The organism is Devosia sp. 67-54, assembly GCF_001899075.1.
Lineage (GTDB): Bacteria > Pseudomonadota > Alphaproteobacteria > Rhizobiales > Devosiaceae > Devosia_A.
The window spans coordinates 1-26161 of the sequence record NZ_MKVA01000006.1; the positions used below are offsets into that span (position 1 = coordinate 1).

At 66.8% G+C, this 26161-nt stretch carries 23 protein-coding genes; 5 read left to right on the plus strand and 18 right to left on the minus strand.

The window, feature by feature from the left end; translation table 11 throughout:
• Positions 1–449: 449 nt before the first annotated feature.
• From BGO82_RS11390 to BGO82_RS11440, 11 genes are all read right to left on the minus strand, one after another.
• A complete protein-coding gene (locus BGO82_RS11390; protein ID WP_291305715.1) occupies positions 450–1196 on the minus strand; it encodes an SDR family NAD(P)-dependent oxidoreductase in 747 nt (248 codons plus the stop codon).
• Between the two features lie 37 nt (positions 1197–1233).
• Positions 1234–2115, minus strand: coding sequence for an ABC transporter permease (locus tag BGO82_RS11395; protein WP_291305716.1), 882 nt, complete (start codon positions 2113–2115; stop codon positions 1234–1236).
• On the minus strand, positions 2112–3056 hold the full coding sequence (locus BGO82_RS11400) for an ABC transporter permease (protein WP_291305717.1): 945 nt from the start codon (positions 3054–3056) through the stop codon (positions 2112–2114). The genes BGO82_RS11395 and BGO82_RS11400 overlap by 4 nt, the downstream gene beginning before the upstream one ends.
• A gap of 54 nt (positions 3057–3110) precedes the next feature.
• On the minus strand, positions 3111–4682 hold the full coding sequence (locus BGO82_RS11405; protein ID WP_291305718.1) for an ABC transporter substrate-binding protein: 1572 nt from the start codon (positions 4680–4682) through the stop codon (positions 3111–3113).
• Between the two features lie 92 nt (positions 4683–4774).
• Positions 4775–5773 (minus strand): ABC transporter ATP-binding protein, encoded by a 999-nt coding sequence (locus BGO82_RS11410; protein WP_291305719.1) that lies wholly within the window; start codon positions 5771–5773, stop codon positions 4775–4777.
• Positions 5770–6792 carry an ABC transporter ATP-binding protein gene (locus tag BGO82_RS11415; protein ID WP_291305720.1) on the minus strand — a complete coding sequence of 341 codons (1023 nt, stop codon included), beginning with the start codon at positions 6790–6792 and terminating at the stop codon, positions 5770–5772. Before BGO82_RS11415 ends, BGO82_RS11410 begins: the two co-directional genes overlap by 4 nt.
• Before the next feature lie 15 nt (positions 6793–6807).
• Positions 6808–7980 carry a mandelate racemase/muconate lactonizing enzyme family protein gene (locus BGO82_RS11420; RefSeq protein WP_291305721.1) on the minus strand — a complete coding sequence of 391 codons (1173 nt, stop codon included), beginning with the start codon at positions 7978–7980 and terminating at the stop codon, positions 6808–6810.
• Between the two features lie 146 nt (positions 7981–8126).
• On the minus strand, positions 8127–9170 hold the full coding sequence (locus BGO82_RS11425; RefSeq protein WP_291305722.1) for a succinylglutamate desuccinylase/aspartoacylase family protein: 1044 nt from the start codon (positions 9168–9170) through the stop codon (positions 8127–8129).
• A gap of 78 nt (positions 9171–9248) precedes the next feature.
• Positions 9249–9992 (minus strand): GntR family transcriptional regulator, encoded by a 744-nt coding sequence (locus BGO82_RS11430; protein ID WP_291305723.1) that lies wholly within the window; start codon positions 9990–9992, stop codon positions 9249–9251.
• Between the two features lie 149 nt (positions 9993–10141).
• Positions 10142–11185: a succinylglutamate desuccinylase/aspartoacylase family protein gene (locus tag BGO82_RS11435; RefSeq protein ID WP_291305724.1), complete on the minus strand. Its 1044-nt coding sequence runs from the start codon at positions 11183–11185 to the stop codon at positions 10142–10144.
• Between the two features lie 135 nt (positions 11186–11320).
• The gene (locus BGO82_RS11440) at positions 11321–12073 is read right to left on the minus strand and encodes a GntR family transcriptional regulator (RefSeq protein ID WP_291305725.1); all 753 of its coding nucleotides are present in this window, start codon (positions 12071–12073) and stop codon (positions 11321–11323) included.
• A 207-nt stretch (positions 12074–12280) separates the two neighbouring features.
• Between BGO82_RS11440 and BGO82_RS11445 the strand changes: the two genes are divergently transcribed.
• Positions 12281–13096 (plus strand): NAD(P)-dependent oxidoreductase, encoded by an 816-nt coding sequence (locus tag BGO82_RS11445; RefSeq protein WP_291305726.1) that lies wholly within the window; start codon positions 12281–12283, stop codon positions 13094–13096.
• A 30-nt stretch (positions 13097–13126) separates the two neighbouring features.
• Here the strand turns inward: BGO82_RS11445 and BGO82_RS11450 are convergent, their stop codons facing one another.
• On the minus strand, positions 13127–14302 hold the full coding sequence (locus BGO82_RS11450; RefSeq protein WP_291305727.1) for a mandelate racemase/muconate lactonizing enzyme family protein: 1176 nt from the start codon (positions 14300–14302) through the stop codon (positions 13127–13129).
• 162 nt (positions 14303–14464) lie between these two features.
• Here BGO82_RS11450 and BGO82_RS11455 point away from each other — a divergent pair, with 162 nt between their 5' ends.
• Positions 14465–15949 carry a M81 family metallopeptidase gene (locus tag BGO82_RS11455; protein ID WP_291305728.1) on the plus strand — a complete coding sequence of 495 codons (1485 nt, stop codon included), beginning with the start codon at positions 14465–14467 and terminating at the stop codon, positions 15947–15949.
• A 35-nt stretch (positions 15950–15984) separates the two neighbouring features.
• On the opposite strand, the gene BGO82_RS11460 is transcribed toward BGO82_RS11455, so the two are convergent.
• From BGO82_RS11460 to BGO82_RS11470, 3 genes are all read right to left on the minus strand, one after another.
• The gene (locus tag BGO82_RS11460) at positions 15985–16992 is read right to left on the minus strand and encodes an ABC transporter ATP-binding protein (RefSeq protein WP_291305729.1); all 1008 of its coding nucleotides are present in this window, start codon (positions 16990–16992) and stop codon (positions 15985–15987) included.
• The gene (locus tag BGO82_RS11465; protein WP_291305730.1) at positions 16989–17996 is read right to left on the minus strand and encodes an ABC transporter ATP-binding protein; all 1008 of its coding nucleotides are present in this window, start codon (positions 17994–17996) and stop codon (positions 16989–16991) included. The genes BGO82_RS11460 and BGO82_RS11465 overlap by 4 nt, the downstream gene beginning before the upstream one ends.
• A 112-nt stretch (positions 17997–18108) precedes the next feature.
• Complete coding sequence (locus BGO82_RS11470; RefSeq protein WP_291305731.1) at positions 18109–18846, minus strand: GntR family transcriptional regulator; 738 nt, start codon at positions 18844–18846, stop codon at positions 18109–18111.
• Positions 18847–19005: 159 nt separating this feature from the next.
• Between BGO82_RS11470 and BGO82_RS11475 the strand changes: the two genes are divergently transcribed.
• The 3 genes from BGO82_RS11475 (at position 19006) to BGO82_RS11485 (ending at position 22530) form a co-directional block, all read left to right on the plus strand.
• Positions 19006–20583, plus strand: a complete 1578-nt coding sequence (locus BGO82_RS11475) for an ABC transporter substrate-binding protein (RefSeq protein WP_291305732.1) — start codon at positions 19006–19008, stop codon at positions 20581–20583.
• Positions 20584–20684: 101 nt separating this feature from the next.
• Positions 20685–21632, plus strand: a complete 948-nt coding sequence (locus tag BGO82_RS11480; RefSeq protein WP_291305733.1) for an ABC transporter permease — start codon at positions 20685–20687, stop codon at positions 21630–21632.
• Positions 21622–22530 (plus strand): ABC transporter permease, encoded by a 909-nt coding sequence (locus BGO82_RS11485; protein WP_291305734.1) that lies wholly within the window; start codon positions 21622–21624, stop codon positions 22528–22530. The genes BGO82_RS11480 and BGO82_RS11485 overlap by 11 nt, the downstream gene beginning before the upstream one ends.
• A gap of 14 nt (positions 22531–22544) precedes the next feature.
• Here the strand turns inward: BGO82_RS11485 and BGO82_RS11490 are convergent, their stop codons facing one another.
• From BGO82_RS11490 to BGO82_RS11500, 3 genes are all read right to left on the minus strand, one after another.
• A complete protein-coding gene (locus BGO82_RS11490; RefSeq protein WP_291305735.1) occupies positions 22545–23045 on the minus strand; it encodes a winged helix DNA-binding protein in 501 nt (166 codons plus the stop codon).
• 74 nt (positions 23046–23119) lie between these two features.
• Positions 23120–25096 carry a CocE/NonD family hydrolase gene (locus tag BGO82_RS11495; protein ID WP_291305736.1) on the minus strand — a complete coding sequence of 659 codons (1977 nt, stop codon included), beginning with the start codon at positions 25094–25096 and terminating at the stop codon, positions 23120–23122.
• Between the two features lie 3 nt (positions 25097–25099).
• On the minus strand, positions 25100–26161 hold the full coding sequence (locus BGO82_RS11500) for a GntG family PLP-dependent aldolase (protein WP_291305737.1): 1062 nt from the start codon (positions 26159–26161) through the stop codon (positions 25100–25102).

Here is a 26161-nt window from a genome sequence, read left to right on the forward strand (position 1 = left end):
GGCCTCGCCCGACGACCTCACCATGTATGGCGGCTGCTCGTCCTGCAACGACGCACCGTCAAACGTGGTCAAATGAGAGCAAAGCATTGCGCAGGCAAGGCCGCACTCCCTGCAATGTGTTGGAGCCTGTCGGGGCACGTGGATGTACCGTGCTCACGGCATGACGCAAGAAGCAGCCGCCATCTGCGCGCGACCGACCGCTTCTGGGCCTGGGGCGATGCTATCCTCAGGCTAGAAGTGGGCGTCGGTCCTTCAGGTGAGAATATTATCTAGTAATATCAATCACATAGTAGCTAGCGGACATTATTATTCTGACTGGCGCGCCAATTCTCGGCAAAATTGGGCACCGTGGCCGGTGACGGATATTCACAGTCCAAAGCAGCTTTCAACAGCTGATCTCTTGATCCGAAGATACGGATGCGCGCCAGCGCTTGCTCACATTGCACTCCCTAGTACGTTGCGCGGCCCCCTGAGAGGTCGAAGACGGAGGCTGTGGTGAAGCTGTTTTCGCGGCTGACGAGCCAGGCGACCATGCTGGCGGCCTCCTCGACCTCGAGGAAGCGGCCGCGGGGGATGCGGCTCAGCATGTAGTCGATGAAGTCGGGCTTGAGCTCGTCGAGGATGCGCGTCTTGGCGGTGGCCGGGGTGATGGCGTTGATGGCGATGTCGTACCTGGCGCATTCCTTGCCGACCGCCTTGGTCATGCCGATGACGCCGGCCTTGGCGGCGGCATAGGCGGCGGCGTTCGGATTGCCCTCCTTGCCGGCGATCGAGGCGATGTTGACGATGCGGCCGTAATTGCGCGCCTTCATGCCGGGCAGCACGGCGCGGTTGACGTGGAACGTGCCGGTGAGGTCGATGTCGATGACGCGGCGCCATTCGTCGAGCTCGTATTCGTCGAGCGGTGCGTTCTTGCCGGCGATGCCGGCCGAGTTGACGAGGATGTCGATGCGGCCGAGGTCGCGCTCGACGGCGGCGGCGGCCTTTGCCACGGCCTCGTAGTCGGTGACGTTGACGGCGATGCCCGAAACGCCGGCGCCGAGCTTCGCTTCAGCCTCGGCGAGCAGAGCCTCGTTCATGTCCCACAGGCAGACTTTGGCGCCCGACTGCAGCAGGCGGTGGGCGACGGCAAAGCCGATCCCCTGCGCACCGCCGGTGACCACGGCCACGCAGCCGCCAAGATCGATCTGGTTCATTCTATGATCTCCTGAAGGGAACGCGAGGCCGGTCGAGTCAACGTTCCGACATCTCGTAGAAATCGCTCAGGGCGTCGCCCAATAGATTGAGCCCGAGGATGATTGCCGAGACCACCACGCCGACCGTGATGGCGAGCCACGGATTGATGTTCAGATAGTTCTGGGCATCGCGCAGCATCGAGCCGAAGGAGGGGGCCGGCGGCTGCACGCCCAGCCCGAGGAAGGACAGCGCGGCTTCCCACATGATCGCCTGCGCGCCGTCGAAGCTGGCGATGATGATCAGTGGTCCGATCATGTTGGGCAGCGTTTCCGTCAGCAGGATGCGGATCTCGCTCAGGCCCAGGCCGCGGGCAGCCTGAATGAATTCGCGGTCCCGCAGCTGGATGGCGACGCTGCGTGCGATGCGCGCGAAATCGGGAACGGCCGCGAGCCCTACCGCAATCATGGCGTTGGTCAGCGACGGACTCAGCAAGGCGACGATGACGATGGCGATGAGGATCGTCGGAAAGCCTTGCAGGATTTCCGTGACGCGCGACACGACGAGGTCGGTGATCCCGCCGAGGCCGCCCGCAACGAGGCCGAGGCCGGCACCCAGAACGCCGCCGATCGCCACGACGATCAGCATGGCCTGGGCGGCAACGCCGGCCGAACCGAGCAACCGGCTCAGCACGTCGCGTCCCAAGGCGTCAGTGCCCAGCCAATAGCCGGCATTCGGCGCCAGATTGGCCTGCGACAAATCGGTGTCGGTCATCGAATGCGGTGCGAGCAGCGGCCCGAACAGCGCAGCGAACAGAAACAGCGAGACCAGCAGCAGCGCCAAGGGCGAGCGGCGTGCGAGGTAACTCACAAGGCCCTGACGCCGTCGGCGCGCCGGCACCGCCGACGGGGTGGACGCGGTGGTGGAGGAGAGCTCGGTCACCGGACGCGCACCCGTGGATCGATCAGTGAATACGCAAGATCGACGAGAAGATTGACGAGAACGTACCCCGCCGCAGCGACCAGGACGACGCCCTGTATCACCGGATAGTCGCGGTTGAGCACGGCGCTCATGCCCAGCCGGCCGATGCCGGGAATGGCAAAGATGATCTCGACGATGATGGCGCCCGAAATCAGCAGGCCCAGTTGCAGCCCGATATAGGTGAGGGTGGAAATGAGCGTGTTCGGCACCACGTGATGCAGCATGATCCGCCCCAGCCCGGCGCCTTTGGCGCGGGCCGTATCGACATAGTCCTCGCGCAGCACCGTCGCGGCGGCGACGCGAACGAAACGCACCAGAGACGGGGTGAGGTAGATCACCAGGGTCAGGGTCGGCAGGATCAGCGAGCGCAAATTGCCGCCGAGATTGCGGTTGATCGGCACGAACCCGCCCGAGGGCAGGATGTGCAGCCAGACCGAGAACACCACGATCAGCAGCAGGCCGACCCAGAAGCCCGGCACCGAAATGCCGAGCGTGACGAATCCCGATAGCGGCCGCGTCCACCAGCGGTTCGGATGCTGGGCCAGCAGCAGGCCGAGCGGAATCGAAATCAGCACGGCAAGGATGAGGCTGAGGGCGGCAAGCTCGAGCGTTGCCGGCAGCGCCGCGCCGATCAGCCCGGCGACCGGCCGGAAGCTCAGATTGGAGGCACCGAGATTGCCCTGGACCACTTCGCGCAGCCAGATGCCGTAGCGCACCGGCAGCGGCTGATCGAGGCCCATGAGCTTGTTGACGGCCTCGACACGTTCGGGGCTCGCCATGGTGCCGAGCAGCACGGCTGCCGGATTGCCCGGCGCCAGGGCCGTGGCGAAGAAGGCGAGGGCGCTGACGCAGAACAGGGTCACGAACCCGCCGACAATCCGCCCGAAGATGTAGCCTGCCATGCTCTCCGTCCGTCGGCGGCGGCCGGCGGGCCGCCGCCCTGTTCGTCACTAGGACTAGATGGCGTTGTATTTGTCGATGCCGCTCGGGCCGATCACCAGGCCCTTGCCGGCATCCCCGGCGCCGAGGAAGAACAGCGGCAGGTGGTCGACGGTCAGCTGCGGCATCTCATCGAGCAGGAGCTTCTGCAGCTGCTGGTAGAGATCGACCTGCTTCTTTGGATCGATTTCAGCCGCGGCCTTGGCGACGAGGTCGGCATAGCCGGGCGGATTCCACAGGCTGACATTGCCGGCCGGCGCGAGGTTGGGCGAATTGAACATGCTCGCCGGATCCTCGGGGCCGGTGTTGTAGTTGTTGGTGGTCACGTCGTAGTCGGGCTTGGTCAGGATGCGGTCGATCCATACCGTCACGTCGAGCTCGCCGACGGTAACCTTGTGGCCGATGCGATTGAGATTGTCCTGCAGCACCAGCGCCATGGATTTGAGCGAGTCGAAGCCCGATGGCGTGATGATCTCCATGCTGAGCGGGTTGTCCTTGGTGAAGCCGGCCTCCGCGAGCAGTGCCGTGGCCTTGTCGAGATCGAACGGATATTGATTGGCCGAATCCGGCAGATAGGTGGGCATCTCCGGCGGCACCGGGTTGATGGTCGGGCGCGCAAGGCCGAACCAGATGGTCTTGGTGTAGCTGTCGCGATCGAAAGCATAGGCCAGCGCCTGCCGCACGCGCTTGTCGTCGAACGGCTTCTTGGTCGTGTTGATGTTGAAGTTCTCGTACAGCACGTAGGGCTTGGTCTGCACCACTTCGATACCCGCGATGCCCTTGGCCTGCTGCACGTCCTTGCCTTCGACGAGGGCCACCATCTGCAGCGTGCCGTCCTGCAGCCCGGCGAGGCGAGCCTGCGAGTCCGGTACGATACGCCACTCGATCGCCGCGATCTTGGCGGCATCGCGGTGGCCGTCATATTTCTCCACGCGGATGTGGTCGCCCGGCGCCCATTCGCCGAATTTGAACGGTCCGGTGCCGATCGGATTGGTGGTGATGCTGCCGATGCTGGCTTCGTTGACGATCTGGATGACCGCCAGATTGGCCAGCAGACCTGGAACGGTGTTCGCCAGCTTGATCACCACGGTGCCGTCGTCCGGCGCTTCGGCGCTGGTCACGGCAACGAGCTGCGGCGCGAACGGGCTACCAGTCGCCTTGTCCTGCACGCGCTTGATCGAATAGACGACGTCGGCGGCCTTGAACGGCGAGCCGTCGTGCCAGGTCACGTTCGGGGTGAGCTTGAAGGTCCAGGTGAGACCGTCCGCCGACGTCTCCCAGGAGGCGGCCAGCATCGGGTCGGCCTTCAGCGTGTCCGGATTGATGTAGACCAGCGCTTCGAACACCGTCGAGCGGATGGTGTGGCGGAACACGTCGAGCGGCGACATCTGCGGATCGAGCGTCTTGATGTCGCTCGAGATGCCGACGACGAGGTCTCCGCCTTCGGCGGCCAGTACGCCTTGTGGCAGGCCCACCGCGCCGGCCACGACGGACAGCGCCGCGGCGCTGCCGAACAGCCGCAGGAATTGCGCCCGGTTCATGATGGCAGGTCCGTCGCGGCGGTCTTTGCTGGGATCTTCTCGGTGCATCGCATGTCTCCCCTGATGCAGTTTCAGACCAACAGAAATTGTAGCATTGTATACCATTTCTAGTGCGTCAAGCGCGATTGCGTCGGCCTTGCTCATGTCGCGTCGGCCCGGCTTTCGGGAAGCCGCGGGAAATGGCAGGCGGCCAGCCGCCCCGGCAGATGTTGGCGCAATGGCGGCTCCTGTGTCGCACAGATCGATTGCGCGAAGGCGCAGCGCGGATGAAAGCGGCAGCCGGAGGGTGGCGCGATCGGGCTCGGCACGTCGCCCTTGAGCACGATCTGGCGCCGCGTGGCGCGCGCCTCGGGATCGGGCACCGGAATGGCCGACAGCAGGGCTTCGGAATAGGGATGGAGGGGCTGGTCGTAGAAGACGTCCGCGTCGGCGAGCTCGACGAGCTTGCCCAGATACATCACGCCGATGCGGTCGGAGACGTGCCGGATCACGCCCAGATCATGCGAGATGAACAGCATGGTGAGCCGCAGCTCGCGTTGCAGCCGGCGCAGCAGGTTGAGTACGCCGGCCCGGACGGACACGTCGAGCGCCGACACCGGTTCGTCGGCGACGATGAGGCGGGGCTCGGGGGCGAGGGCGCGGGCGATGCCGACGCGCTGGCGCTGCCCGCCGGACAGCTCGCGCGGCAGGCTCTCGGCGAAATAGTGCGCGAGGCCGACGCGCCTGAGCAGCTCGTTCATCGCCTCGCCGCGCTGCCCGCCCGAGCCGCGCAATTGCAGCGCCGCGCTCAGGATGCGGCTGACGCGGTGTCGCGGATTGAGGCTGGCATAGGGATCCTGAAAGATGAGCTGCAAGCGGCGGCGCAGCGGCCGCAGCGAACGCATCGAGCGATGCGTGATATCCTCGCCGTCGAACAGCACGGCGCCGCCATCCGGCTCGACCAGGCGAACCACGCAGCGCGCCAGGGTGGACTTGCCGCAACCGGATTCGCCGACGAGCCCGAGGGTCTCGCCCTCGAAAATCTCGAAGGAGACGTCGTCCACGGCGTGCACCTTGCCTTTGCCCCGCGCGAGCCAGCTGCCCGGCACGTTGAAATGCTTGGTCAGATGCTGGATGCGGACCAGGGGCGCAGCGCTCATGAGGCCACCGCGGGCATGGGCATCAGGTCGCGCCGCTTGATCTCGTCGGGCAGCCAGCAGCGATCGAAATGTGTTGCATCGTCGGGAGCCGCAACGAGCGGCGGGTGCTCGGCGCAGGCCGCGAAGGCGTGGCTGCACCGGGGTTGAAACGCACAGCCGGGCGGCCGGCCCTGGGTCAGGATGGGCGGAGCGCCGTCGATACTCGGCAACTCGTCGCTGCGCGCGCGGGTCGCCGACGGGATCGAGGCGAGCAGGCGTGAGGTGTAGGGGTGGCGGGGATGGCGGAACACCTCGCGGACGCTGCCGGTCTCGACGCATTCGCCGGCATACATCACCATCACCCGATCGGCGATCTCGGCGACCACGCCCAGATCGTGGGTGATGAGCACCACGGCCATGCCATAGTCGGTCCTGAGGCGCAGGATCAAATCGAGAATCTGCTTTTGCGTGGTGACGTCGAGCGCGGTCGTCGGCTCGTCGGCGATCAGCAGGGCGGGCGAGCAGGCCAGCGCCATCGCGATCATGGCGCGCTGCCGCATGCCGCCGGAGAACTGGTGCGGATAGTCATCGATGCGGCGCTCCGGGTTGGGGAGGCCAACCTGCGTCAACAGCTCGATCGCCCGCGCGCGGCGCTGCGCGCGATCGAGGTCGGTATGGAGCGCCAGCACTTCGCCGAGCTGCTCGCCGATCCGATGCAGCGGATTGAGCGAGGTCATGGGGTCCTGGAAGATCATCCCCATGCGCCGGCCGCGCACCCGGCGCAGCGCGCGCTCGTCGAGCTGCAACAAATTCTCGCCTTCGAAGACGATCTGTCCGGCGACGGAAAAGCTTGGATTGGAGCGGGTGAGTCCGATGACGGCGCGCGCCGTGAGGGTTTTGCCGCACCCCGATTCGCCCACGATGCAGAGCACTTCGCCGACTCCGACGCCGAACGAAAGCCCATCGACCAGCGCGGCCTGGCGCCGGCCGACGGCCAGCCTCACGGTCAGGTCGCGCACATCGAGGAGCGGTGTGGGCATGCCGGCTGCGCCCGCTCAGTAACTGGGTGTCGAGAAGATGGTCTTCCCGCTCACCTTGATTTCGACGTCGACGCGGTAGCGGATCAAGGCATCCGGATCGATCTCGATGCCGAGGCCGGCAGCGTCGGGAAGCACGATCTCGCCATTGCTGTTCGGTGTGATGTGATTGCGCGTCAGGTCGCGGGCGAGCTGCTGCAGCCCCGTGGGGTATTCGCAGATCGTGTGCGTCTCGAGCCCGGCATAGGGCTGGAGCGAGGCGCTCAGCGCCAGGTTCGAGGTGAAGGTGTGGTTGATGTAGGTCACGCCCCGCGCGGCGGCGTAGTCCGCGACGTCCTTGGCCGGGCCGATGCCGCCGATGCGGCCGCAATCGATCTGGATGAAGCCCACGCCGCCGAAATCGATGAGGTGTTCCGCCATGTGGCGGTTATGCGCCGCCTCGCCGCCGGCGAGCTTCACCGTCTGGCTGCGTTTGGCGAGCTGGCCATAAGCGGCATAGGCCGAGCCGTGGAACGGCTCCTCGAAGAAGGTGACCTTGGTGCGCTCCATCGCCGCGAGTCGCGCCGCCGCCGCCTCGACGTCCTCGTTGAACACCTGGCCGGCGTCGATCAGCAGGATGCCGTCCGGCCCGAGGCCCTCCCGCGCCGCCTCGAGATGGGCGATGTCCCCCGCCAGCGACTCGCCAAAGGGGGCCCAGCCGAATTTGGCGGCGCGGAAGCCCGCCTTGCGGTTCTCCCGGGCCCGCTCCAGCGTCTGCTGCGGCGTCGCCCCGAACAGCACCGAGGCATACGGAATCTTGGGGTAAGCCCTGGCATATCCGAGCACCTGATAGCTGGGCACGCCGCGGGCCTTGCCCAGCAAATCCCACATCGCCATCTCGATGCCCGACCAGGTATGGGCGGCCTGCAGCAGGTCCATGCTGTTGTAGGCGATGGTCGCGGCCATCCGGCGGATATCGTCTGGACCATCGAGCGTCGCGCCGAGCACCGAGGCCGAAACCGGGCGGCAGGCGCCGTGCGACATCGGGGTGACGAACGCCGCGATCGAGGGCAGGGGAGAGGCTTCGCATTCGCCCCAGCCCTGATATGGGCCGGCCGTGACGCGGACGACGAGCGCGTCCTGGCTGCCGTCGGCGGCGGTCGTCACTTGCGGCATGGCGAGATAGAAGAAATCTACGCTGTCGACTTTCATTTGGTCCTTGTTGGTCCTGCGTGCCGAGATGGCGTTGGTGTTGAGCCCGGGCGACGGCGCCCGCTGCCGGGAATAATCGCGGAGCGCGAAGCAAGGGGCTTGTCAGGTCCCCGCATGCATTCGGCGATCAGAACGAACATCTAGCCTCAGCCGGCCGCGAGCTTGTCGTCATAGTCGGACATGACGACCGCCAGCGGGTCGCCGCGGGTCACGCGTCCGGGCGCGACCGCCATCCACAGCACGCCGTCCTTGGGGTAGAGCACCTCGATCGGCGCGTGGTCGACATCTTCGACGAAATGCAGCCAGCCGCAAGGCGTGCCGGCGCGCACCTCGTCGCCGGCGACATGGGTCGGTTCGAACAGCGCGCTGGCCGGCGAGAAGGCGTAGCACGACATGTCGCGCACCATCATGTGGCGGGTGCCGGGCGAGCCATCGCGCTGGGCGGTGTCGACCTGTCCATCGATCACGCCGAAATGCTTGAGGATGTTGTCGACGCCGCGGCGGGCGATCCGCACGCCCTCGACATTGACGCGGCCATAGCCGCCCAGTTCGGTCCCGAGCGAGATGGCGCCGCGACGCTCGACGCAGGAGGTGAAGGTGGCGCCTTCGTCTACGCCCCAGAACACCGAGTTGAACGGGGCGCCGAACGCTGCCGCCGCCGCCATCGTCTTGTCGCGGATCGCTGCATCGGCGACGTAGTGCATGTTGGTCGAGAGCGCCGAATCCATCGAATGGCCGCCGGTGTGGATGTCCACCGACACATCGACTCCGGGCAGCACATAGCCGTCGAGGAAGTGCGCGAGCATCTCCGAAAAGGTGCCCTTGGGATTGCCGGGGAAGCAGCGGTTCATGTCGCGATCGTCGACCGGGCTCAGCCGGGTGTCGTTCATCACCGCCGGCATATTGAACGCCGGGATCATGATCACCTGGCCCTGCACCTGTTCGGGCCGCAGCGTCGCGGCGAGGCGCGAAATGGCGATCTGTCCCTCATATTCGTCGCCATGGATGCCGCCGGTCAGCAGCACCGTCGGGCCGGTGCCGTTCTTCACGGAAATCACCGGAATTTCGACGACGCCCCAGCCCGATTTGTCGCGGCTCAGCGGCGCCTTCAGGTAGCCGGCCTGCCGTCCGGCCTTGCCGAAGTCGATCGGATTGCGAACCCGCGTCGGATCCACGTGCAACTGCGCCAATTGACCTCTCTCCTCTCGTTAGAATGTATAATTGTATACCAAACGTGAGGATGTCAACTCATCCGCTCGGGCGTTCGTTCAGCGCTTGCTGTCGCGCTCCCGCAGCCGCGCGGCGACGATCGCATCGTAGTCGAGGTCGCGCGACATGACGACGATATGCTCGTGCAGCTCGCGCGCCATGTCGTCGATGTCGCCGCGGGCGAAAACCTTGATGAGCAGGTCGTGCTCCTTGACGATCGCCGGCATCGGCTTGCCCAGCGTGGCGAGGCCGCCGATGATCGTCACCTGCCGCGCCAGCGATTCCCACAGCGTCGACAGCACCGGATTGCCACCCAGCGCGCAGAGGGCCCGATGGAACGCAGCGTCGGCCAGCGCGAAGCCGTAGACGTCGCGGCGCCCGGCGGCCAGCGCCAGCTCGTCGCGCGCGGCCCGCAGCGTGGCGATGCCGGCCTTGTTGTTGCGGCCGGCCTCCAGCGCGCGCCGCGCCGCCAGGATTTCAAGATTGGAACGGACGTCCAGCACCTGCTCCATGCGGGCATGGCTCACCTCCATGAGGCGGATGCCCTTGTACGGCTCGCTGGTGACCACGCCCTGGCTTTCCAGGATGCGGAGCGCCTCGCGGATCGGCACTCGGCTGATCCCCATCTCGCGGGCCAGCTCGACCTCGACGATGCGGTCGCCAGGCAGGATGACTCCGCGCGTCGCGCCGGAAATGATCGCGGCCACGGCATGATCGACCATCGTCTGCGGACGCGCTTTCGCCCAGCGCGGCACCGGGGCAGGGGCCTCGGGGGCTGGTGTGGTCGTGGCCTTTTTCGGCATGGGGCTGGCTGCGCGAGTCCGTTGGTGACGCGGATCGTAATACGATCACGCCCCACCGCCAGCAAGCCATCCTGTCGTCCGTCGCGTTCTGAACGGCTCGCATCGACGCGCCAAGGCGTCGTGCGAGCGGCGCGCCAATTGGCCCTGGGTCACGGCTCCGCAAGCAGGGCGTCGCGCTCTATCCGGGGGCCGATGAGCGCCAGGCTCTGTCCCTGTTCGACGGTGGGGATGGTCTTCAGCCCCATGAGAAAGCCGGTGACCGGCGATGCCAGTTCCGTCGGCGGCGATGCCGGATCCTGCGGCGACCAGATGCGCCCGATGGGCTGCCCCTTGGCCACCGGACTTCCCGGCTCGACCATGACCTCGAAGATCCCCGAAACCGGCGCGACGATGCTGTCGAAGAGGCCGCTGCGGACGTCGCCGACATGGCCGTCATCGAAGCGGCAGTCGACGAGCGTCGCGGGCGGCAGGCCGAGCGAGGCGCGGGTCACGACCTCGCCCTCGAGGACGCCGACATGGCGGAGAACATTGGTGAGGCCGGCCCAGGCCATCTCCTGCACCGCCACGGGAATGCGAGTCGTACCGCCGAGCTCGGTTGTAACGACGATCTTGCCTTGCCGCTCCGCTTCGTTGGGCAGGTAGTTGCCCGCGGAGGTGTAGAAGAAATGGAAGTCCGAGTTCCATGCCTCCATCGCCTCGAGCATCAGCCGGCGCTGCCCCCGATCCTTGGGCACGCACATATGCGCGCACGGAACGATCCAGCCGGAGGCCCCGGCCGAGTGCATGTCGATGACGACGTCGGCAGCCGGAAACAGCACGGTCGAGAAGAAAAAGGCGAGCTTTTCGTTCTGCGGCCCGTCGGGATTGCCGGGGAACGAGCGGTTGAAGTTTGCGCCCGACGGCCAGAACCGGCTGTGCCTGCGGGACGCTTCGGTGGAAACGACCGGAACCACGATGATCCGGCCCGAAACCTGCGCCGGCTGGATCTCGCGGATCAGCCGAAGCGCGGCGATCTGGCCCTCGTACTCGTCGCCGTGATTGCCGGCCGAGACGAGCACAGTGGGACCGGCGCCATTGGCGATCGAGACGATCGGGACGCGCGTGGCGCCGGCGTCTGGATCGGCCGGCAAGTGCAGGTAGCCGATCTGGCGGCCCGGTCCGGCGAGATCGATGGTGCATTCGATTTGGGTCATGCATTGGCTCCTGCGAAACGTCAGCAGGCCTGCGCCCCTGAGCGCAACCATCTCGGCTGCCTCGCTGCTGTTGCGCCCAATTGCATACAGTATACCAAGATCGGTTTCAAGCTGCGCCTCGGCCTGGCCGGCGGGTCAGCTCGTGGCTTTGGCGTTGCGCGTGGGAGGGTCGGTGAAATGGCTTGTGAGCACGCGATCGATATCCTTGACCGCGCCCTTGCGGATGAACTGCACGAGCTTCTCGTGCAGCCGGACCTCGCCCGTCCTGTCGGAGGCGATTTCCCAGTCGCGGCAGAAGACGATCATCATATGCATCGCCAGGCCTTCCCAGATCTGGGTGGCGAAGACGTTGCCGGAATGCCGGGCGATCGCGCGATGGAAGTCGAGATCGACCGCGCTCAGGGCGATCGGATCGCCGGACCCGGCAAGCTCGCGCATGCGCGCCATGATGTCTTCGAGCTCCGCCAGCAAGGCCGCCCGGCCCTCTTTCTCCTGCAGGATGTGCAGGAAGAATATCCGCTCGATCGCGTGCCGCAGCTCGAGCAGCTCGGCCATGCGGCGCGGGCCGTAGTCGGCGACGCGCAGGCCGCGTTGCGGGCCGCCGACGAGGATGCCGCGCAGATGCAGCTTCTGCATCGCTTCGCGCGCCGGGACGCGGCTCACATTGAGCGCCGCAGCAATTTCGGCTTCGGTGATGCGCTCGCCCGAGGCCTTGTCGCCGCGTGCGATTGCAAGGATCAGGCGTTCCTCGACTTCTTCGGCGGTCGTCTTGCCCCGCTGAATGGGGGACAGGGCCGAACGGGGTAGGGTGGTCTCGGCGCGCAGCGATCGCGCGCGTTCCGCTCGCCCGGCAGGCGAACGCCTCGGGCGGGACGCTATTGCTGGCATGGAAAGATCTTCATCTGCCGTCGCCGTATCCCCATTCGCGATGCGCTATGCATGCTGTGTATCGCCCTGCTGGTGGGGCGGTGACATCCAGCACTGCCAGTACCTGCATGTGGTATACTGTATGTCAATATAGCCGCGTGGCGCTGGACTTTTGCCGGCGTCTGCGCTGGCATGGAGCGGCGGATACGCCACGGGGACCACACGATGATGAAGCGGACGGTTCTGCTTACGGGAGCAGCCGGCAACATCGGCGCCAAGCTCGCCGCGCATCTCAGGCGCGAGGGGAAGTACAACCTTCGCCTGCTGGACCGGCGGGCCGAGGGCGATGTGCTGGGGGCCGATCTCGCCGAATACGATCATGCCTGGGTGCGCCATTTCGACGGCGTCGATGTGGTGCTGCATCTGGCGGGTGACCCTAACGGCAACGCCAATTGGGCGAGCGTGCTGCGCGACAATGTCGGGGCGACCCAGCACGTGCTGCGGGCGGCGAAGGAGGCCGGCGTCAGGCGGGTGGTGTTCGCCAGCACCAACCAGGTGATGCTGGGCTATCGCTTAAAGACCGGCCCGGTGACCGTCGATCTGCCGCCGGCGCCTCTCAGCCCCTATGGGATCTCCAAGCTCATGTGCGAGCAGGTCGGACGCGCCTTCCACGAGGAGACCGGCGCCGATTTTCTGGCGTGGCGGATCGGCTATTTCCAGCGCGGCGAGAACCTGCCTGGGCCGCATATGGCGATCGGGGCCTGGGGGCAATCGATGTGGCTGTCCAACCGCGACATGCTCCAGGCCGCCGAGAAATCGATCGAGGCGCCGCCCTTCGGCTATGCCGTCGTCTATCTCATGTCGAACAATCTGGGCATGCGCTGGGACATCGACCACACGCGCAGGGTGATCGGTTATGTCCCCCTCGATTCCGCGCACCCGCAGATGGAGGCGCAGAACCGGGAGCAGGACGACACGGCCGGCAGACTGCTGGTCACTCCCGGCACCTGGCTGGACGAGAATTTCGCAGCCGTGACGCCGTAACGGCGCCAGACATGGCTGCTGCGCGACGGCTCAGGCGTCGAAAAGCCGCGCGGCGTGGGGCGAGTAGCGGCTCACGCGGTCGCGGTCGAGACTGACACCGAGGCCGGGCCGATCGGGGATGGGCAGCATCCCGTCGGCGTCGAGCTGGAACGGCGTCGCCATGATGTTGTCCACATAGGCAGAGCCTGCGATGTATTCGACGAGATCGACATTGGGCAGCGCCGCGGCCAGCTGCAGATCGGCGGCGACACCGAGCGCCGTGTTCCAGCCATGGCCCACATAGCGGATGCCGAAATCCTGCGCCATCCAGGCGATGCGGCGCTGCTCGGAGAGACCGCCGACCTTGGTGACGTCGGGCTGCACCACATCGAAGGCGCCGCGCATGAGAAAGGGCATGAACGCCTGCCGGCGCGTCAGCACTTCGCCGCCGGCGATCGGCACCCGGCTCATGTTGCGCAACGTGACAAAATCCTCGAGGGCGTCAGGCGGCAGGGCCTCCTCGAACCATTCGACGCCGTAGGCGGCGAGCATGTCGGCGGTGCGCAGCGCCCATTTGAGCCCGTTGGGCCAATAGGCGTCGCTTGCCCCGGCGTCGACCATCAGGCGACCGCCCGGCGGCAGCGCGTCGCGTGCCGCGCTGACAATGGCTTCGTCGAGCCGCGAATCGTTGCGGCGGCCGAAGGGTCCCCAGCCGATCTTGAACGCGCGGAAGCCGCGCTCGCGCCAGACTGTGACCTCGTCGGCGAGGCGCGCCGGCTCGTCCATGAGCAGCGAGCAATAGGGCATGACGCGGTCCTGATGCCTGCCACCCAGCAGCCGGCCGATGGAGAGGCCCGTAACCTGGCCGAGAATGTCCCACAGGGCGATGTCGATGCCGGAAATGGCGTGCGTCAGGGTGCCGCCGCGTCCCATCCAGAAGGTATTCTGCCGCAGCTTTTCAGCGACGCGCTCCGGCTCGAGGGCGTTTTCGCCGCGATAGAGCGGCTCCAGCACCTCGAGCGCCGCCTCGACCAGCCTGCCGTCGGTGAAACAGCTGCCATAGCCGGTGATGCCTGCGTCGGTGTGGACGGCAACGAGCGCGTGGATCGAGTCCTCCGCCTTGATCTCGAACGACCAGCCCCCCTTCGGGCTTTCGCCGAACAGGGGCGCCGCGACGATGCGGGTGATCCGCAGGGGGGCGATGGCGTCCCGCGATGACAACGGCATTAGGATGTTCCTCCGAAGGTCTGAGCCCATTGACGCAAAGCGATATAGTATACAATCATACGATTCAAGGCGTCGCGAGCGGGATATCTGCGGAAACCCGACGCGGCCGCCGTGGTGATACCAAGGTCATGTCGACGACTGGTCCTGAGGGAGGGGCCGTAAATGAAGATCCTGATACTCGAAGTGAAGCAGGAAATTTCCTCCTTCAACCCGTTGCCATCGGGCTACGACAATTTCCACATCCTCGAGGGTGACGCGCTGCTGCGGCATCGCGGGCTCAACACCGAACTGGGCGGAGCGTTTTCGGTGTTCGACGCCCGGCCCGATATCGAGGTGCTGCCCACCATCCTCGCGGCGGCGGGAAGCGCCGGGCTGCTGTCGGCCGACGGCTGGGCCAGGCTGTCGAAACAGGTGCTGGCGGCGGTGGCGGCCCAGATCGACGAGGCTGACGCCGTCTACGCCTGCCTGCATGGCGCGATGGCCGCCGACGGCGAGCTCGACCCGGAAGGCTATCTGCTGACCGAGATCCGCCGCCTGGCGGGGCCGAACACGCCGATCGTCATCTCGCTCGATCTGCACGGCATCCTGACCGACCGCATGCTGAAGCAGATCGATGGACTGACGCTCTACCACACCTACCCGCACGTTGATTTCGGCGACACCGGCGTGCGCGCGGCGAAGCTGCTGCTCAAGATTGTCGACGAGGGCGTAAAGCCGCTGATGGCACGCGTCGTCATTCCGGCGCTGGTGCGTGGCGACGAGCTCGTCACCGCGACCGGCTGTTATGGCGACATGATTCGCGAGTGCCAGCGCATCGAGCGTGACGGCACGGCGCTGGCCGCCGGCATCATGATCGGCAACCCGTTCACCGACGTGCCGGAGCTGTGCTCGCAGGTGATCGTATCGACGAATGGGGACAGGGCAACCGCCGAGCGCGAGGCGATCCGGCTGGCCGAGGAATTCTGGCCGCAGCGCTTCCGCATGCAGGGCAAGCTCATCCCGCTCGGGCGCGCCATCGCCCAGGCCAAGACCATGCGCGGACCGGTGATCTTCACCGATGCGGCGGATGCAACCTCTTCGGGCGCGACGGGGGATTCCAACGCGGTCATCGCGGCGCTGCGCACTGCCGGCTATGGCGGCCGCGTGCTGGCGCAGATCGTCGATCCGCGCGCCGCGGCAGCGGCGCACGCTGCCGGCGTTGGCGCCACGATCGAGGTGACGCTGGGCGGCTACCACGATCCGAAGCGCTACACGCCGATGCCGGTCAAGGCGCAGGTCAAGCTGCTGTCGGACGGCAACGCCCGGCTCGAGACGATGAAGACGCCGCTGACGGCCGGCCCCACGGCGGTGCTGACCTTCGACAATTTCACCGTGGTGGTGCTGTCGACGTCGGTAAGCCTGTTCGACCGCGCCATGTACTATGCCAATGGCTGCAACCCGCCGGACTTCGACCTCATCGTGGTGAAGTCGCCGCATTGCGAGCATCACATGTTCGAGGCGTGGGCGGAAAAGAACTTCAACATCGATGCGCCCGGAGCGACGTCGGCCGATCTCAAGAGCCTCGGCCACACCATCTGTGCGCGGCCGATCTATCCGCTCGATCCCGATGTGAAGTTCACTCCTGGAGCGACGATCTATAGCCGGTAGGCTATCGCTCCGGCCGCGCGCAGCAGGCCGAAAGGCTACTGCGGGCGGCTGGCATTGCCGGGCGCGGCAAAATGGCAGGCGGCCGTGTGGCCCGGCCCCAGGGCTACCGGCGGCGGCGTCGTCGTGCTGCAGATCGGGCGCGCGATGGGGCAGCGCGTGTGGAAGCGGCAGCCGCTCGGCGGGTCGATGGCGCTGGGCACATCGCCCTTGACGGTGAAGAACGAACGTCGGCCCTTGCCGGCCGAGGGGACGGAATTGAGCAGCGCCTGCGTATAGGGATGCCCCGACTGCTCGAAGATGGCGAGGCGCGGCCCCATCTCGACGATCTGGCCGAGATACATCACCGCCACGCGCTCGGCGATATGCCGTACGACGCCCAGATCGTGCGAGATGAACAGGTAGGTGAGCCCCAATTCGCGCTTCAGGTCCTGCAGCAGGTTGAGGATCTGCGCCTGCACCGACACGTCGAGCGCCGAGACGGCCTCGTCGCAGACGAGGAAGGCCGGCTCGAGCGACAGGGCGCGGGCGATGCAGAGCCGCTGGCGCTGCCCGCCCGAGAATTCGTGCGGGAAGCGGCCGGCATGATGCGTGGTCAGCCCGACCAGATCGAGCAGGCGGCGCAGCCGCCGCTCGCGCGAGACGGAATCGCCGACGCCGTGGATCACCAGCGGCTCGATGATGAGTTCGCCCGCCGTCATGCGCGGGTTGAGCGCGCCGAACGGATCCTGGAAGATGATCTGCATCTCGCGGCGCAGGGCGCGCATCTCGGCTGGTCCGCGGTCCAGCACATCGATGCCCTTGAACAGCACGGCGCCGCCGGTGGGCTCGATCAGGCGCAAAACAAGCCGGCCCGTGGTGGTCTTGCCGCAGCCGCTCTCGCCGACAAGCCCGAGCGTCTCGCCCCGCGCGATGGAAAAGCTCACATCGTCGACGGCGCGCAGCAACCGCCGCTCGCCCAACAAGCTCTTGCGCGAAAGCGGGAACGTCTTGCTCAGATTGTCGACCCGCAGCAGCGGCTCGGCGGCGTTCGCGGGGGCGCTCATGACGCCACCGCGCGGAACTCGTAGCCGGTGTTGCGGATGCAGGCGGCACGGTGCGACCCGCCGAGCTCCACCAGCGGCGGCACTGCGGTGCTGCATGCCGGCCGTGCATAGGTGCAGCGCGGCGCGAAGGGGCAGCCCGGCGGGGCGGCGATGGCCGGCGGCACCGTGCCCTCGATGGCCTTGAGGCGGGGCTCGTCATGGTCGATGGGTGGAATGGAGGCGAGCAGCGCCTCGGTATAGGGATGGCGCGGCGTGTCGAAGACGGCGCCGGCCCGGCCGGCCTCCATGATGCGGCCGAGATACATGATCTGCACCTTGTCGGTGAAGGCCGAGACCACGCGCAGATCGTGGCTGATGAAGATGATGCCCATGCGGTATTCGCTCTGCAGGTCGAGCATCAGATCGAGGATCTGCGCTTGGATGGTGACGTCGAGCGCCGTGGTCGGCTCGTCGGCGATCAGCAGTTTCGGCCGGCAGATGAGCGCCATCGCGATCATCACGCGCTGGCGCATGCCGCCCGACAAACGATGCGGATAGTCGCTCAGGCGCTGCTCGGGCGATGGGATGCCGACCCGGCGCAGCGCCTCGATGGCGCGATCGCGGGCCTCGCGGTGGTTGGCTCTGGTGTGGCGCCGCACGGTCTCCGTCAACTGCTCGCCGATGGTCAGCACCGGATTGAGCGCCGTCATCGGCTCCTGGAAGATCATGCCCATGGCGGCGCCGCGCAACGCTTCGAGTCGTGCCTCGCCGGCGTTGGTGATGTCCTCGCCGAGGAGGCGCAACCTGTCGGCGCTGAAGCTGCCGCCCGGCGGCAGCAGCCGCATCAGGGCCAGCGCCGTCATCGACTTGCCGCTGCCCGATTCGCCGACGATCCCCAGCGTTTCTCCCTGCGCCAGCGAAAAGCTCACATCGGTGACGATGCGCGTCCTGCCAAAGGTGATGCCGAGGTTTTCGACTTCGAGCAGGAGGGCTTCGGCGGGAGGAGACGGCTCGACAATCGGCATGATCTGGCGCAGCCCTCCTCTCCAGCTCCTCGAAGCATGATCGTATACTATTATACGATTTGCAAGCCGCTGACCCGACTTTGCGGCGAGGTGGCGGTGGACGCCGAGATGGTCAGCCGGCTTTCTTGCGCCGCTCGAGCTTGCGGAGCTGCTCGACCAGATGCTCGTAGTCGACGGCGCGCGAGTAATCGAGGATATGCACCTGCATCAGCTCGTCATAGGCCGCCTGGTCGCCGGCGCGTAGCGCGGCGATGACCTCGTCATGTTCGGCAACGATGCTCTGCACGCCCTTCTTCATGGTCGACAGGCCGAAGATGATGGTGAGTTGCCGCGACAGCGGCTCGATGGTGCGCACCAGCACTTCGTTGCCGGAGAGTCGGCACAGGCACAGATGAAACTCGGTATCGAGGCTGGCGACGCGGAAACCGTCCTCGGCAGCACCGGCCGCATGCATGTCGGCCAGTACCTGCTCCAGCGGGGCGAGCACGTCGGGATCGGTCCTGAGCTTGGCCATCACCTCGGCGCCGGCGAGCTTTTCGAGCGCCAGCCGCACCTTGAGGATTTTTTCCAGCCGGTCGATGTCGACGCTCATCAGGCTCATGCCGCGATAGCGCTCGGAAACGACGACCCCCTGGCTCTCGAGCAGGCGGAGCGCCTCGCGCACCGGGATGCGGCTGACATTCAGCGACCGCGCCACCTCGGCTTCGACGATGCGGTCGCCGGGCAGGAATATGCCCTTAGCTGTGGCTTCGACGATCGCATCGACGACCTGATTGACCAGGCTTTTCGCGGCGAGCGGGGCGAGCCCGGCGATGCGACTAGGCGATGAGGGAGAACCTTCGAGCGGCATCTCGGCAATGTCCTTGACAAGTCAGTGGCGCTAGGATCGTATACTATTATACCATATACGATCGCAGCTTGCCGATATAGCTGATCTGAGACGTTCGGAACAAGCCGCTAGCACATTTCATCTGCATCTGAAGCCATCCAAGAGGGAGGATTGGAATCCATGTCGGAGCAAAAAACAGGCATGAAGCGCCGCGAGTTTCTGGTGGCAGGCACCGCCGGCATCGTCGCGCTGACCGCATTCGGGACCGGCAGCGCCCAGGCCCAGGTCGCCGGAGGGGAAGTGATCGTCGTCCAGGGCTCCAATCCGCCGAGCCTCGATGCGATGGCCACCTCCTCGGGCGCGTCACGCAATATCACCATGAACGTCTACGAAACGCTCTACGGTTTCGACGAAAAGGTCAATCCGATGCCGATCCTCGCCCAGGGCGTGGACATTTCGGCCGACGGGCTGACCTATAATTTCAAGCTCCGCCAGGGCGTGAAATTCCACAATGGCGACGAGATGAAGGCCAGCGACGTGAAGGCGTCGATGGAGCGCTACCGCAAGGTCGGCGCGACCGCCAATCTGCTTGACCCGGTCGACAGCTTCGAGGTCGTCAACGACCACGAAATCATCTTCCACATGAAGGCCAAGACGCCGACCTTCCTCGAGGCCTTCTCGTCGCCGCGCGCCCCCGCCGTCGTCATCCCCGAGGAGGATGCCGCCGCCGAGGCCGGCAAGACCAGCCTCGTCGGCACCGGCCCCTACAAGATCACCGACTATGTGCCCGACAGCCATGTGACGCTCGAAAAGTTCGCCGACTACACCCAGGACACCCGCTATGACGGTCCCGACGGGTTCGGCGGCAAGAAGACGGCCTATTTCGACAAGGCAACCTTCCGCGTCATGCCGGAGCCCGGCGCCCAGGTGGCCGCGCTCGAGGCGGGCGAGGTCGATATCGTCGAGACCATGCCGGTGCCCGCCGCGCGGCGCCTCGCCAACTCGCCCGACATCGCCGTGCAGCAGAACCTGCAATGGGCCTTCGGCACCTTCATCCTCAACATGAATGCGCCGCCGACCGACAACCCGAAATTCCGCGAGGCGATCCAGGTCGCGCTCAACATGGAAGAGGTGATGGGCATCGCCTCCGAGGGCCTGTTCGGTCTCAACGGCGGCTGGGCCTATCCGGACTCGCCCTATGACGTGGGCGACATCGGCGCCGTCGACTACTACAACAAGGCCGACATCCCGCGCGCCCAGGCGCTGCTCAAGGAGGCCGGCTACACCAACGCACCGTTCAGCCTGCTCACCGACAACTCCATCCCGTTCCACGGCAAGGCGGCGGTGGTCATCGCCGAGCAGCTCAAGGCGGCCGGCATCAACGTCGTCATCAACCAGGTCGACTGGCCGACGGCGTTGAACGTGCGCCTGCAGGACACCGGCTGGAACGGCTGGACGCTGACGATGGGCATCGAGCCCTATCTCGGGCCGGTCGCCATCACCGCGACGCTGACCGGCAAGCGCCCGCATTTCGTCAAGAACGATCCCGAGCTCGAAGCGCTCTACAAGGAACTCATCAGCGGCGAGACGCCCGAAATTCGCAAGGCGACCTTCGCCAAGATCCAGAAGCGCCTGTACGAGTTCTTCGGCATCGTCAAGCTCGGCGATACCGGGCAGATGCAGGGCCTGCGCGCCAACATCGAGAACTTCAAGATGTTCCGCTTCCCGCGCGTCTACGACATCTGGCGCAAGAGCTAAGAAAGCCGTTGCCGGGCTTGCCGGAAACGCACTAGCGTGATGACCTTGCGGGGCGCCCGGGCGCCCCGCTCCACCGCCACCAAACACGGGACGGAATTGCGGTGATCCTGTTTGTCGCGCGGCGCCTGCTGAGCGCCATTCCCGTGCTCTTCGTCGTCTCGCTGATGACCTTCCTCATCATGTGGCTGGTGCCCGGCGACATCTCCGCCGAGATCGGCGGCGCCGACGCAACGCCGGCCCAGATCGAGCAGATCCGCCAGCAATTCGGCCTCGACCGGCCGCTGCTCGAGCGCGCCGTGCAATGGTACGGCAATCTGCTGCACGGCAATCTCGGCTATTCCTACCTGCTCGACCGCTCGGTCGTCGCCGCCGTCTTCGAGCGGTTGCCGGTGACGCTGCCGCTCGCCGCCCTCGGGCTGGTGCTGGCAACGCTGATGGGCACGCTGCTCGGCATCCTCGCGGCGGTACGCCACAACAGCTGGCTCGACCAGAGCGCGATGGTTGCGGCGCTGATCGGCCTCTCCATCCCCGATTTCTGGTTCGGCCTCGTGCTCGTCATCCTGTTCGGCGTGACGCTGGGCTGGCTGCCGACCGGCGGCTACGTGTCGTTCACCGACGATTTCTTCGGCTGGGTGCGCTGCATGACGCTGCCCACGCTGACCCTCGCCTTCACCCAGATGGGCGTCATCGCGCGCATGACGCGCTCGTCGATGCTCGACGTGCTCGACCAGGACTACGTGCGCACGGCGCGCGCCAAGGGCATGCGCCGCGGCACCATCATCTTCAAGCACGCGCTGCGCAATGCGCTGGTGCCGATCGTCACCGTGGTCGGGCTGACCGCCGGCGTGCTGCTCTCGGGCGCGGTGGTGATCGAATCGGTGTTCTCGCTGCCTGGCGTCGGCCGGCTGATCGTCGGCTCCATCCAGCGCCGCGACTTCCCCATCATCCAGGGCGGCCTGCTGGTCACCGCCATCGTCTTCGTCTTCGTCAATCTTGCCGTGGATATCCTCTATGGCTGGCTCGACCCGCGGGTGCGCGATGACCGCTGACCTCGCTGCCGCCGACAGCGCCATATCGCTGCGCGCCGAGATGGCGCGGGCACGGCGGCGGCGCGCCCTCCAACTGCTGCGCCGGCTCGTCGGCCATCCCTCCTTCCTCGTCGGCGCGCTGATCCTTGCCCTGTTCGTGGCGGTGGCGGTGCTGGCGCCGCTGATCGCCCCTTACGATCCCAACAAGAACAACTACCGCTACGTGCTGATGCCGCCCTCGGCGCAATTCTGGTTCGGCACCGATGCCTATGGCCGCGACATCCTGAGCCGCGTGCTCTACGGCACGCGCGTCTCGCTGCTCATCAGCGCGCTGGTGGTGATTTGCACCGGCATCTTGGGCACCCTGCTCGGCACGCTCGCAAGCTATGTGCGGCCGCTGGACGGCATCGTCATGCGCGGCCTCGACGGCTTGATGGCCTTCCCCGGCGTGCTGCTCGCCATTGCGCTGGCGGCGGCGCTCGGGCCTTCGGCCACCACGGTGGTGATCGCGCTGACCGTGACCTTCACGCCGCGCACGGCGCGCGTCGTGCGCTCGGGCGTCATCGTGGTGCAGGGCATGCAATATGTCGAGGCAGCGCAGGCCGTGGGCGCCGGGCATGCCCGCATCATCCTGCGCTACATCCTCGCCAATGCGCTGTCGCCGCTGATCGTACAACTGACCTTCGTGTTTGCCGTCTCGATCATCGCCGAAGCGATCCTGAGCTTCCTCGGCGTCGGGCCGCCGCCGCCGGCAGCGTCGCTGGGCAACATCATCGCCGATGGGCGGTCCTACATCCAGGAAGCGTGGTGGATCGCGGTGTTCCCGGGCGCCGTCATCGCGGTGGCGGTGCTGGGGCTGAACCTCATGGGCGACGGCCTGCGCGACATCATCGATCCGCGCCAGCGCAACGAGCGCTGAGCCTTTCGGCCGGCTCAGCGTTGCTTCGCGATGGCGGCGATGCGGCTGGCGTGGGCATAATAGCGGGTCATGCGGGCGAGGCTGCGCGCCGTTTCGTCGAGCTGTGCGAAGTCGGTGCCGTCGAGCCGGAGGCTGTCGATGAGTGTCGCGTCGCGGACCTCGAGATAGCGGCCGCACAACGCGTCGCCATCGGGCGAGGCGGCGTAGATGCGGTCGCGTCCGTCCTGCCGGTGCGCGACATAACCCTGCTCTTCCAGCTTTTTCAGCGCATAGGCCACGGTGTGGGAATCCTCGACATTGAGGACGAGGCAGATGTCGCTGAGCCGCTTGTTGCGCGCGCGCTGGTTGACGGCGTGCAGCACCAATATGTCGAGCGCGCTGAGGCCGCGCGCCCCGGCCGCCTCGGCGCAATGCACGACCCACTGCCAGAAGCCGTTGACGGCGACGATCATGGAAAATTCAAGGTCGCTGAGGCTGGCCGAGTCGGGCGTCGGGTGAAAATCACTATCGGTCATGCTGCTCGGGGCCCTGCGCAAGCGCCCCGGCCCGCCGCCGGAGCGGGCGGATTATAGCGGCGTCCCCGAAGCTGTCACGCCTCGCGCGGCAGCACCGGCAGGAGAATGTGCGACGGCGTGTCGGGCCCGAAATGCACGGTGTTTTGGGCACGCACCACATGCGTGTGGCGGCCCAGAGGCTCGCCCGTATTGGGATTGACGTCGAACTGCGGAAAATTCGACGAAGCGATGTCGAGCCGGATGCGGTGGCCGCGAGCGAACAGATTGGCGGTCGGCGGCAGCAAGATGGTAATGGGATAGACGGTGCCCGGCACCATCAGCTTCTCCTCGGCGAAGCCGTCGCGGAAACGGGCCCTGAGAATCGAGTCGAGGATGTTCATGTGATAGCCCTCGGGCACGTCGGGGCTGGGTGGATAGACGTCGATGAGGCGCGCGGTGAAATCGGTGTCGAGCGCGCTCGAGCTGACCCACAGATGCACGCGAACCTCGCCCGTGACCTCCACCGCCTCGGCCAGCGGTGCAGTCTCGAAGACCACGACGTCGGCGCGCTCGGCGAGCAGCGGGTAGGGCTCGCGGCAGGCGAACATGCCTTCGCGCTCGCGCTGGTGCATCGGCCCGTCATGCACGAACGTGGTCATGCGGCCGCGCGTGCTGAGATAGTCTGCGGAGATGCCGCGCGGCAGCGGCTGGAATTCGAGGAAGGGCGCAACGCTCGCGCCCAGCGTCGGCACCGGATGCTCGGGATCGTGCGTCCAGGTGGCGCTGCCGGTCACGGACGGCGTCGCGGTCGAGAGGCGATTGCCGGCACTCAGATAGAACGGCGTTTTTACAGCGCGTGTCGGCGGCCACTGCGTTTCGTCGCGCCAATGGCCGCCGTGGTTGAGCCGTCCGGTGACGGCGATCCCTTCGCCGAACACGCCGGCATTGGCCTTGGGCGCGGCGAGCGTGCCGTCGCCACCACCCATGACGAACAGGCGCACCGGCGGATCGGCCTCGACGCCCGTGTCGATGTCCTTGAGCCAGCGGTCGAACCAGCGCAGCCGCTCGCGATTGTAGACGGCATAGCCCCAGGCCGTCGCGGGGCCGAAATCGACCTCGCCCACCGAGGTGGCGCCGCCGCGCATGGCGGTGTGGTTCCACGGGCCGACGACGAGGCGCATGGGCGCGCGCTTCAGCCGCGCCAGTTCGGCGAATTGCTGCGTCGCCTCCTCGGTGAACAGGTCGTACCACCCGGTGGAGATGGTGCAGGGGATATCGGCGAACTGCTCCCAGCGGGTCTTGTTCTCCAGCGTCTCCATCGCCCAGAATTCGTTGTGCGCGCCCTCGTAATAATAGTGAAACAGGATGCGCTCGAGATTGGGGACGGCGGCGAGCGCCGTCTGGCCGGGCTTGAAGGGCATCGACAGGAGCTGGTTGCGCATGTGCCGTCCGCCCCATTCGATGCGCGCCTGCGCCGCCGGATCGTTGCGGATCTCGGGCGCGTCATGGGCATGCACGAACAGCGCCGGGAACATCTGCATGGCCATGGCGCCGCCACGCCGGCATTGCCAGTCCATGCCGCTGGTCGGCGCGGAATCGATCCACGCGGCGGCGAGCGCCGGCGGCCGTTTCAGCGCCGCCGCATTGGTGCACACGGCGCTGTGCGAGGTGCCGACCATGCCCACCCGGCCAGTGCTCCAGGGCTGCCGCGACAGCCACTCGATGGTGTCGTAGCCGTCGTCGCCCTCGGCCGGATTGGCGACGTGATGGTAGTTGCCCACATCCTCGGATTCGCCGCGTCCGCGCAGATCCTGGATGGCGACGGCATAGCCGTGGGCGGCGAAGAACTTGCCAACCGGCTCGACCTGCATGGCCGGGTTGGATTTGTCGTAGGAGGTGCGGGTGAGGATCACCGGAAACGGGCCGGGCGCCGGCTCGCCATCGCTGCGTGCCGGCCGGTAGAGGTCGGTCGCGAGGCGCTTGCCGTCGCGCATCGGGATCATCACATTGTGCGACACCACCACGCGCTGTGCGGCCTGCCGGTCCGCCGGCAGCGGTCCCCATTTCGACATGCGTCAGTTCTCCAATGGCAGAGTGTCGAGCGCCGTCCGCGCGGCGGCGAAGGCAGCAGCGATCTGTGGAATGGCGGCCTCCTCGATGCCGCGATGCAGGCAGAGGCGCACCCGTCCCGGCCCGAAGCCGATGGCCAGCACGCCGGCGCCTGCCAGCGCCTCGAGAAAGCGCCGCAGGGCAGGCGGATCGAGGCCCAGCTCCACCAGCACGATATTGGTGCCGCCGGCTGGCGGGCCGGCGGCGAAGTCGAGCCGGCGCAGTGCCGACACCAGGGCGCGGGCGTTGTCGTGGTCGCGCTGCAATTGCGGCAGCATGGTTTCGAGCGCCACCAGTCCGGCAGCGGCCAGCGCGCCGGCGGGCCGCACGCCGCTCCCCAGCCGCTGCCGCATCACCAAAGCGCGCGCGATGATGTCGGCGCTGCCGACCAGCAGCGCGCCATTGGGCGCGCACAGCCCCTTGTTGAGGCTGAGCGATACGGTACTCGCCGGCGCCGCCAGAGTTGCCGGCGCAAGGCCGAGCGCCAGCACGGCGTTGAAGAAGCGGGCGCCGTCGATATGCAGGCCTGCTCCGGCGGCGCGCGCCAATTCGCCCACCTGCTCGATATGGGCGAGCGGCAGCGGCAGGCCGCCCGAACGGTTGTGCGTCGTCTCCAGCAGCACGAGCCGCACCGGCTGGCGCTGCACGTCGGGCGTGACGGCAAGTGCCTCCGCCAGCTCTTCCAGCGGCAGCATGCCGGCCTCGCCGGCCAGGCTGCGCACCATGACGCCGCCGACGGCGGCGAGGCCGCCTGCCTCCGACAGCAGGCAATGGCTTTCGGCGTCGGCGACGACGGTCTCGCCCGGCGCCGTCTGCGCCAGCACCGCGGCGAGATTGGCCGCCGTGCAGGTGGGAAAGAACAGCGCGTCCTCCTTGCCGAGAAGCTGCGCGGCATAGGCTTCGAGCCGGCGCTGCGCCGTGGCCTCGCGCGGCCCGAAGCCATCGGGTGCCATCGCGGCGGCGGCCATCGCCTCGACCATCGCCGCGGTCGGCGGGCCGAGGAAATCGCTGCGCAGGTCGAGGCTCAT

Excerpts from the sequence above, each read along its gene's own strand:
- BGO82_RS11390 (WP_291305715.1), bottom strand. The coding sequence starts at position 1,196 with ATGAACCAGATCGATCTTGGCGGCTGCGTGGCCGTGGTCACCGGCGGT.
- BGO82_RS11400 (WP_291305717.1), bottom strand. The coding sequence starts at position 3,056 with ATGGCAGGCTACATCTTCGGGCGGATTGTCGGCGGGTTCGTGACCCTG.
- BGO82_RS11405 (WP_291305718.1), bottom strand. The coding sequence starts at position 4,682 with ATGCACCGAGAAGATCCCAGCAAAGACCGCCGCGACGGACCTGCCATC.
- BGO82_RS11410 (WP_291305719.1), bottom strand. The coding sequence starts at position 5,773 with ATGAGCGCTGCGCCCCTGGTCCGCATCCAGCATCTGACCAAGCATTTC.
- BGO82_RS11415 (WP_291305720.1), bottom strand. The coding sequence starts at position 6,792 with ATGCCCACACCGCTCCTCGATGTGCGCGACCTGACCGTGAGGCTGGCC.
- BGO82_RS11420 (WP_291305721.1), bottom strand. The coding sequence starts at position 7,980 with ATGAAAGTCGACAGCGTAGATTTCTTCTATCTCGCCATGCCGCAAGTG.
- BGO82_RS11430 (WP_291305723.1), bottom strand. The coding sequence starts at position 9,992 with ATGCCGAAAAAGGCCACGACCACACCAGCCCCCGAGGCCCCTGCCCCG.
- BGO82_RS11435 (WP_291305724.1), bottom strand. The coding sequence starts at position 11,185 with ATGACCCAAATCGAATGCACCATCGATCTCGCCGGACCGGGCCGCCAG.
- BGO82_RS11440 (WP_291305725.1), bottom strand. The coding sequence starts at position 12,073 with ATGCCAGCAATAGCGTCCCGCCCGAGGCGTTCGCCTGCCGGGCGAGCG.
- BGO82_RS11445 (WP_291305726.1), top strand. The coding sequence starts at position 12,281 with ATGAAGCGGACGGTTCTGCTTACGGGAGCAGCCGGCAACATCGGCGCC.
- BGO82_RS11450 (WP_291305727.1), bottom strand. The coding sequence starts at position 14,302 with ATGCCGTTGTCATCGCGGGACGCCATCGCCCCCCTGCGGATCACCCGC.
- BGO82_RS11455 (WP_291305728.1), top strand. The coding sequence starts at position 14,465 with ATGAAGATCCTGATACTCGAAGTGAAGCAGGAAATTTCCTCCTTCAAC.
- BGO82_RS11460 (WP_291305729.1), bottom strand. The coding sequence starts at position 16,992 with ATGAGCGCCCCCGCGAACGCCGCCGAGCCGCTGCTGCGGGTCGACAAT.
- BGO82_RS11465 (WP_291305730.1), bottom strand. The coding sequence starts at position 17,996 with ATGCCGATTGTCGAGCCGTCTCCTCCCGCCGAAGCCCTCCTGCTCGAA.
- BGO82_RS11470 (WP_291305731.1), bottom strand. The coding sequence starts at position 18,846 with ATGCCGCTCGAAGGTTCTCCCTCATCGCCTAGTCGCATCGCCGGGCTC.
- BGO82_RS11475 (WP_291305732.1), top strand. The coding sequence starts at position 19,006 with ATGTCGGAGCAAAAAACAGGCATGAAGCGCCGCGAGTTTCTGGTGGCA.
- BGO82_RS11485 (WP_291305734.1), top strand. The coding sequence starts at position 21,622 with ATGACCGCTGACCTCGCTGCCGCCGACAGCGCCATATCGCTGCGCGCC.
- BGO82_RS11490 (WP_291305735.1), bottom strand. The coding sequence starts at position 23,045 with ATGACCGATAGTGATTTTCACCCGACGCCCGACTCGGCCAGCCTCAGC.
- BGO82_RS11495 (WP_291305736.1), bottom strand. The coding sequence starts at position 25,096 with ATGTCGAAATGGGGACCGCTGCCGGCGGACCGGCAGGCCGCACAGCGC.
- BGO82_RS11500 (WP_291305737.1), bottom strand. The coding sequence starts at position 26,161 with ATGAGCCTCGACCTGCGCAGCGATTTCCTCGGCCCGCCGACCGCGGCG.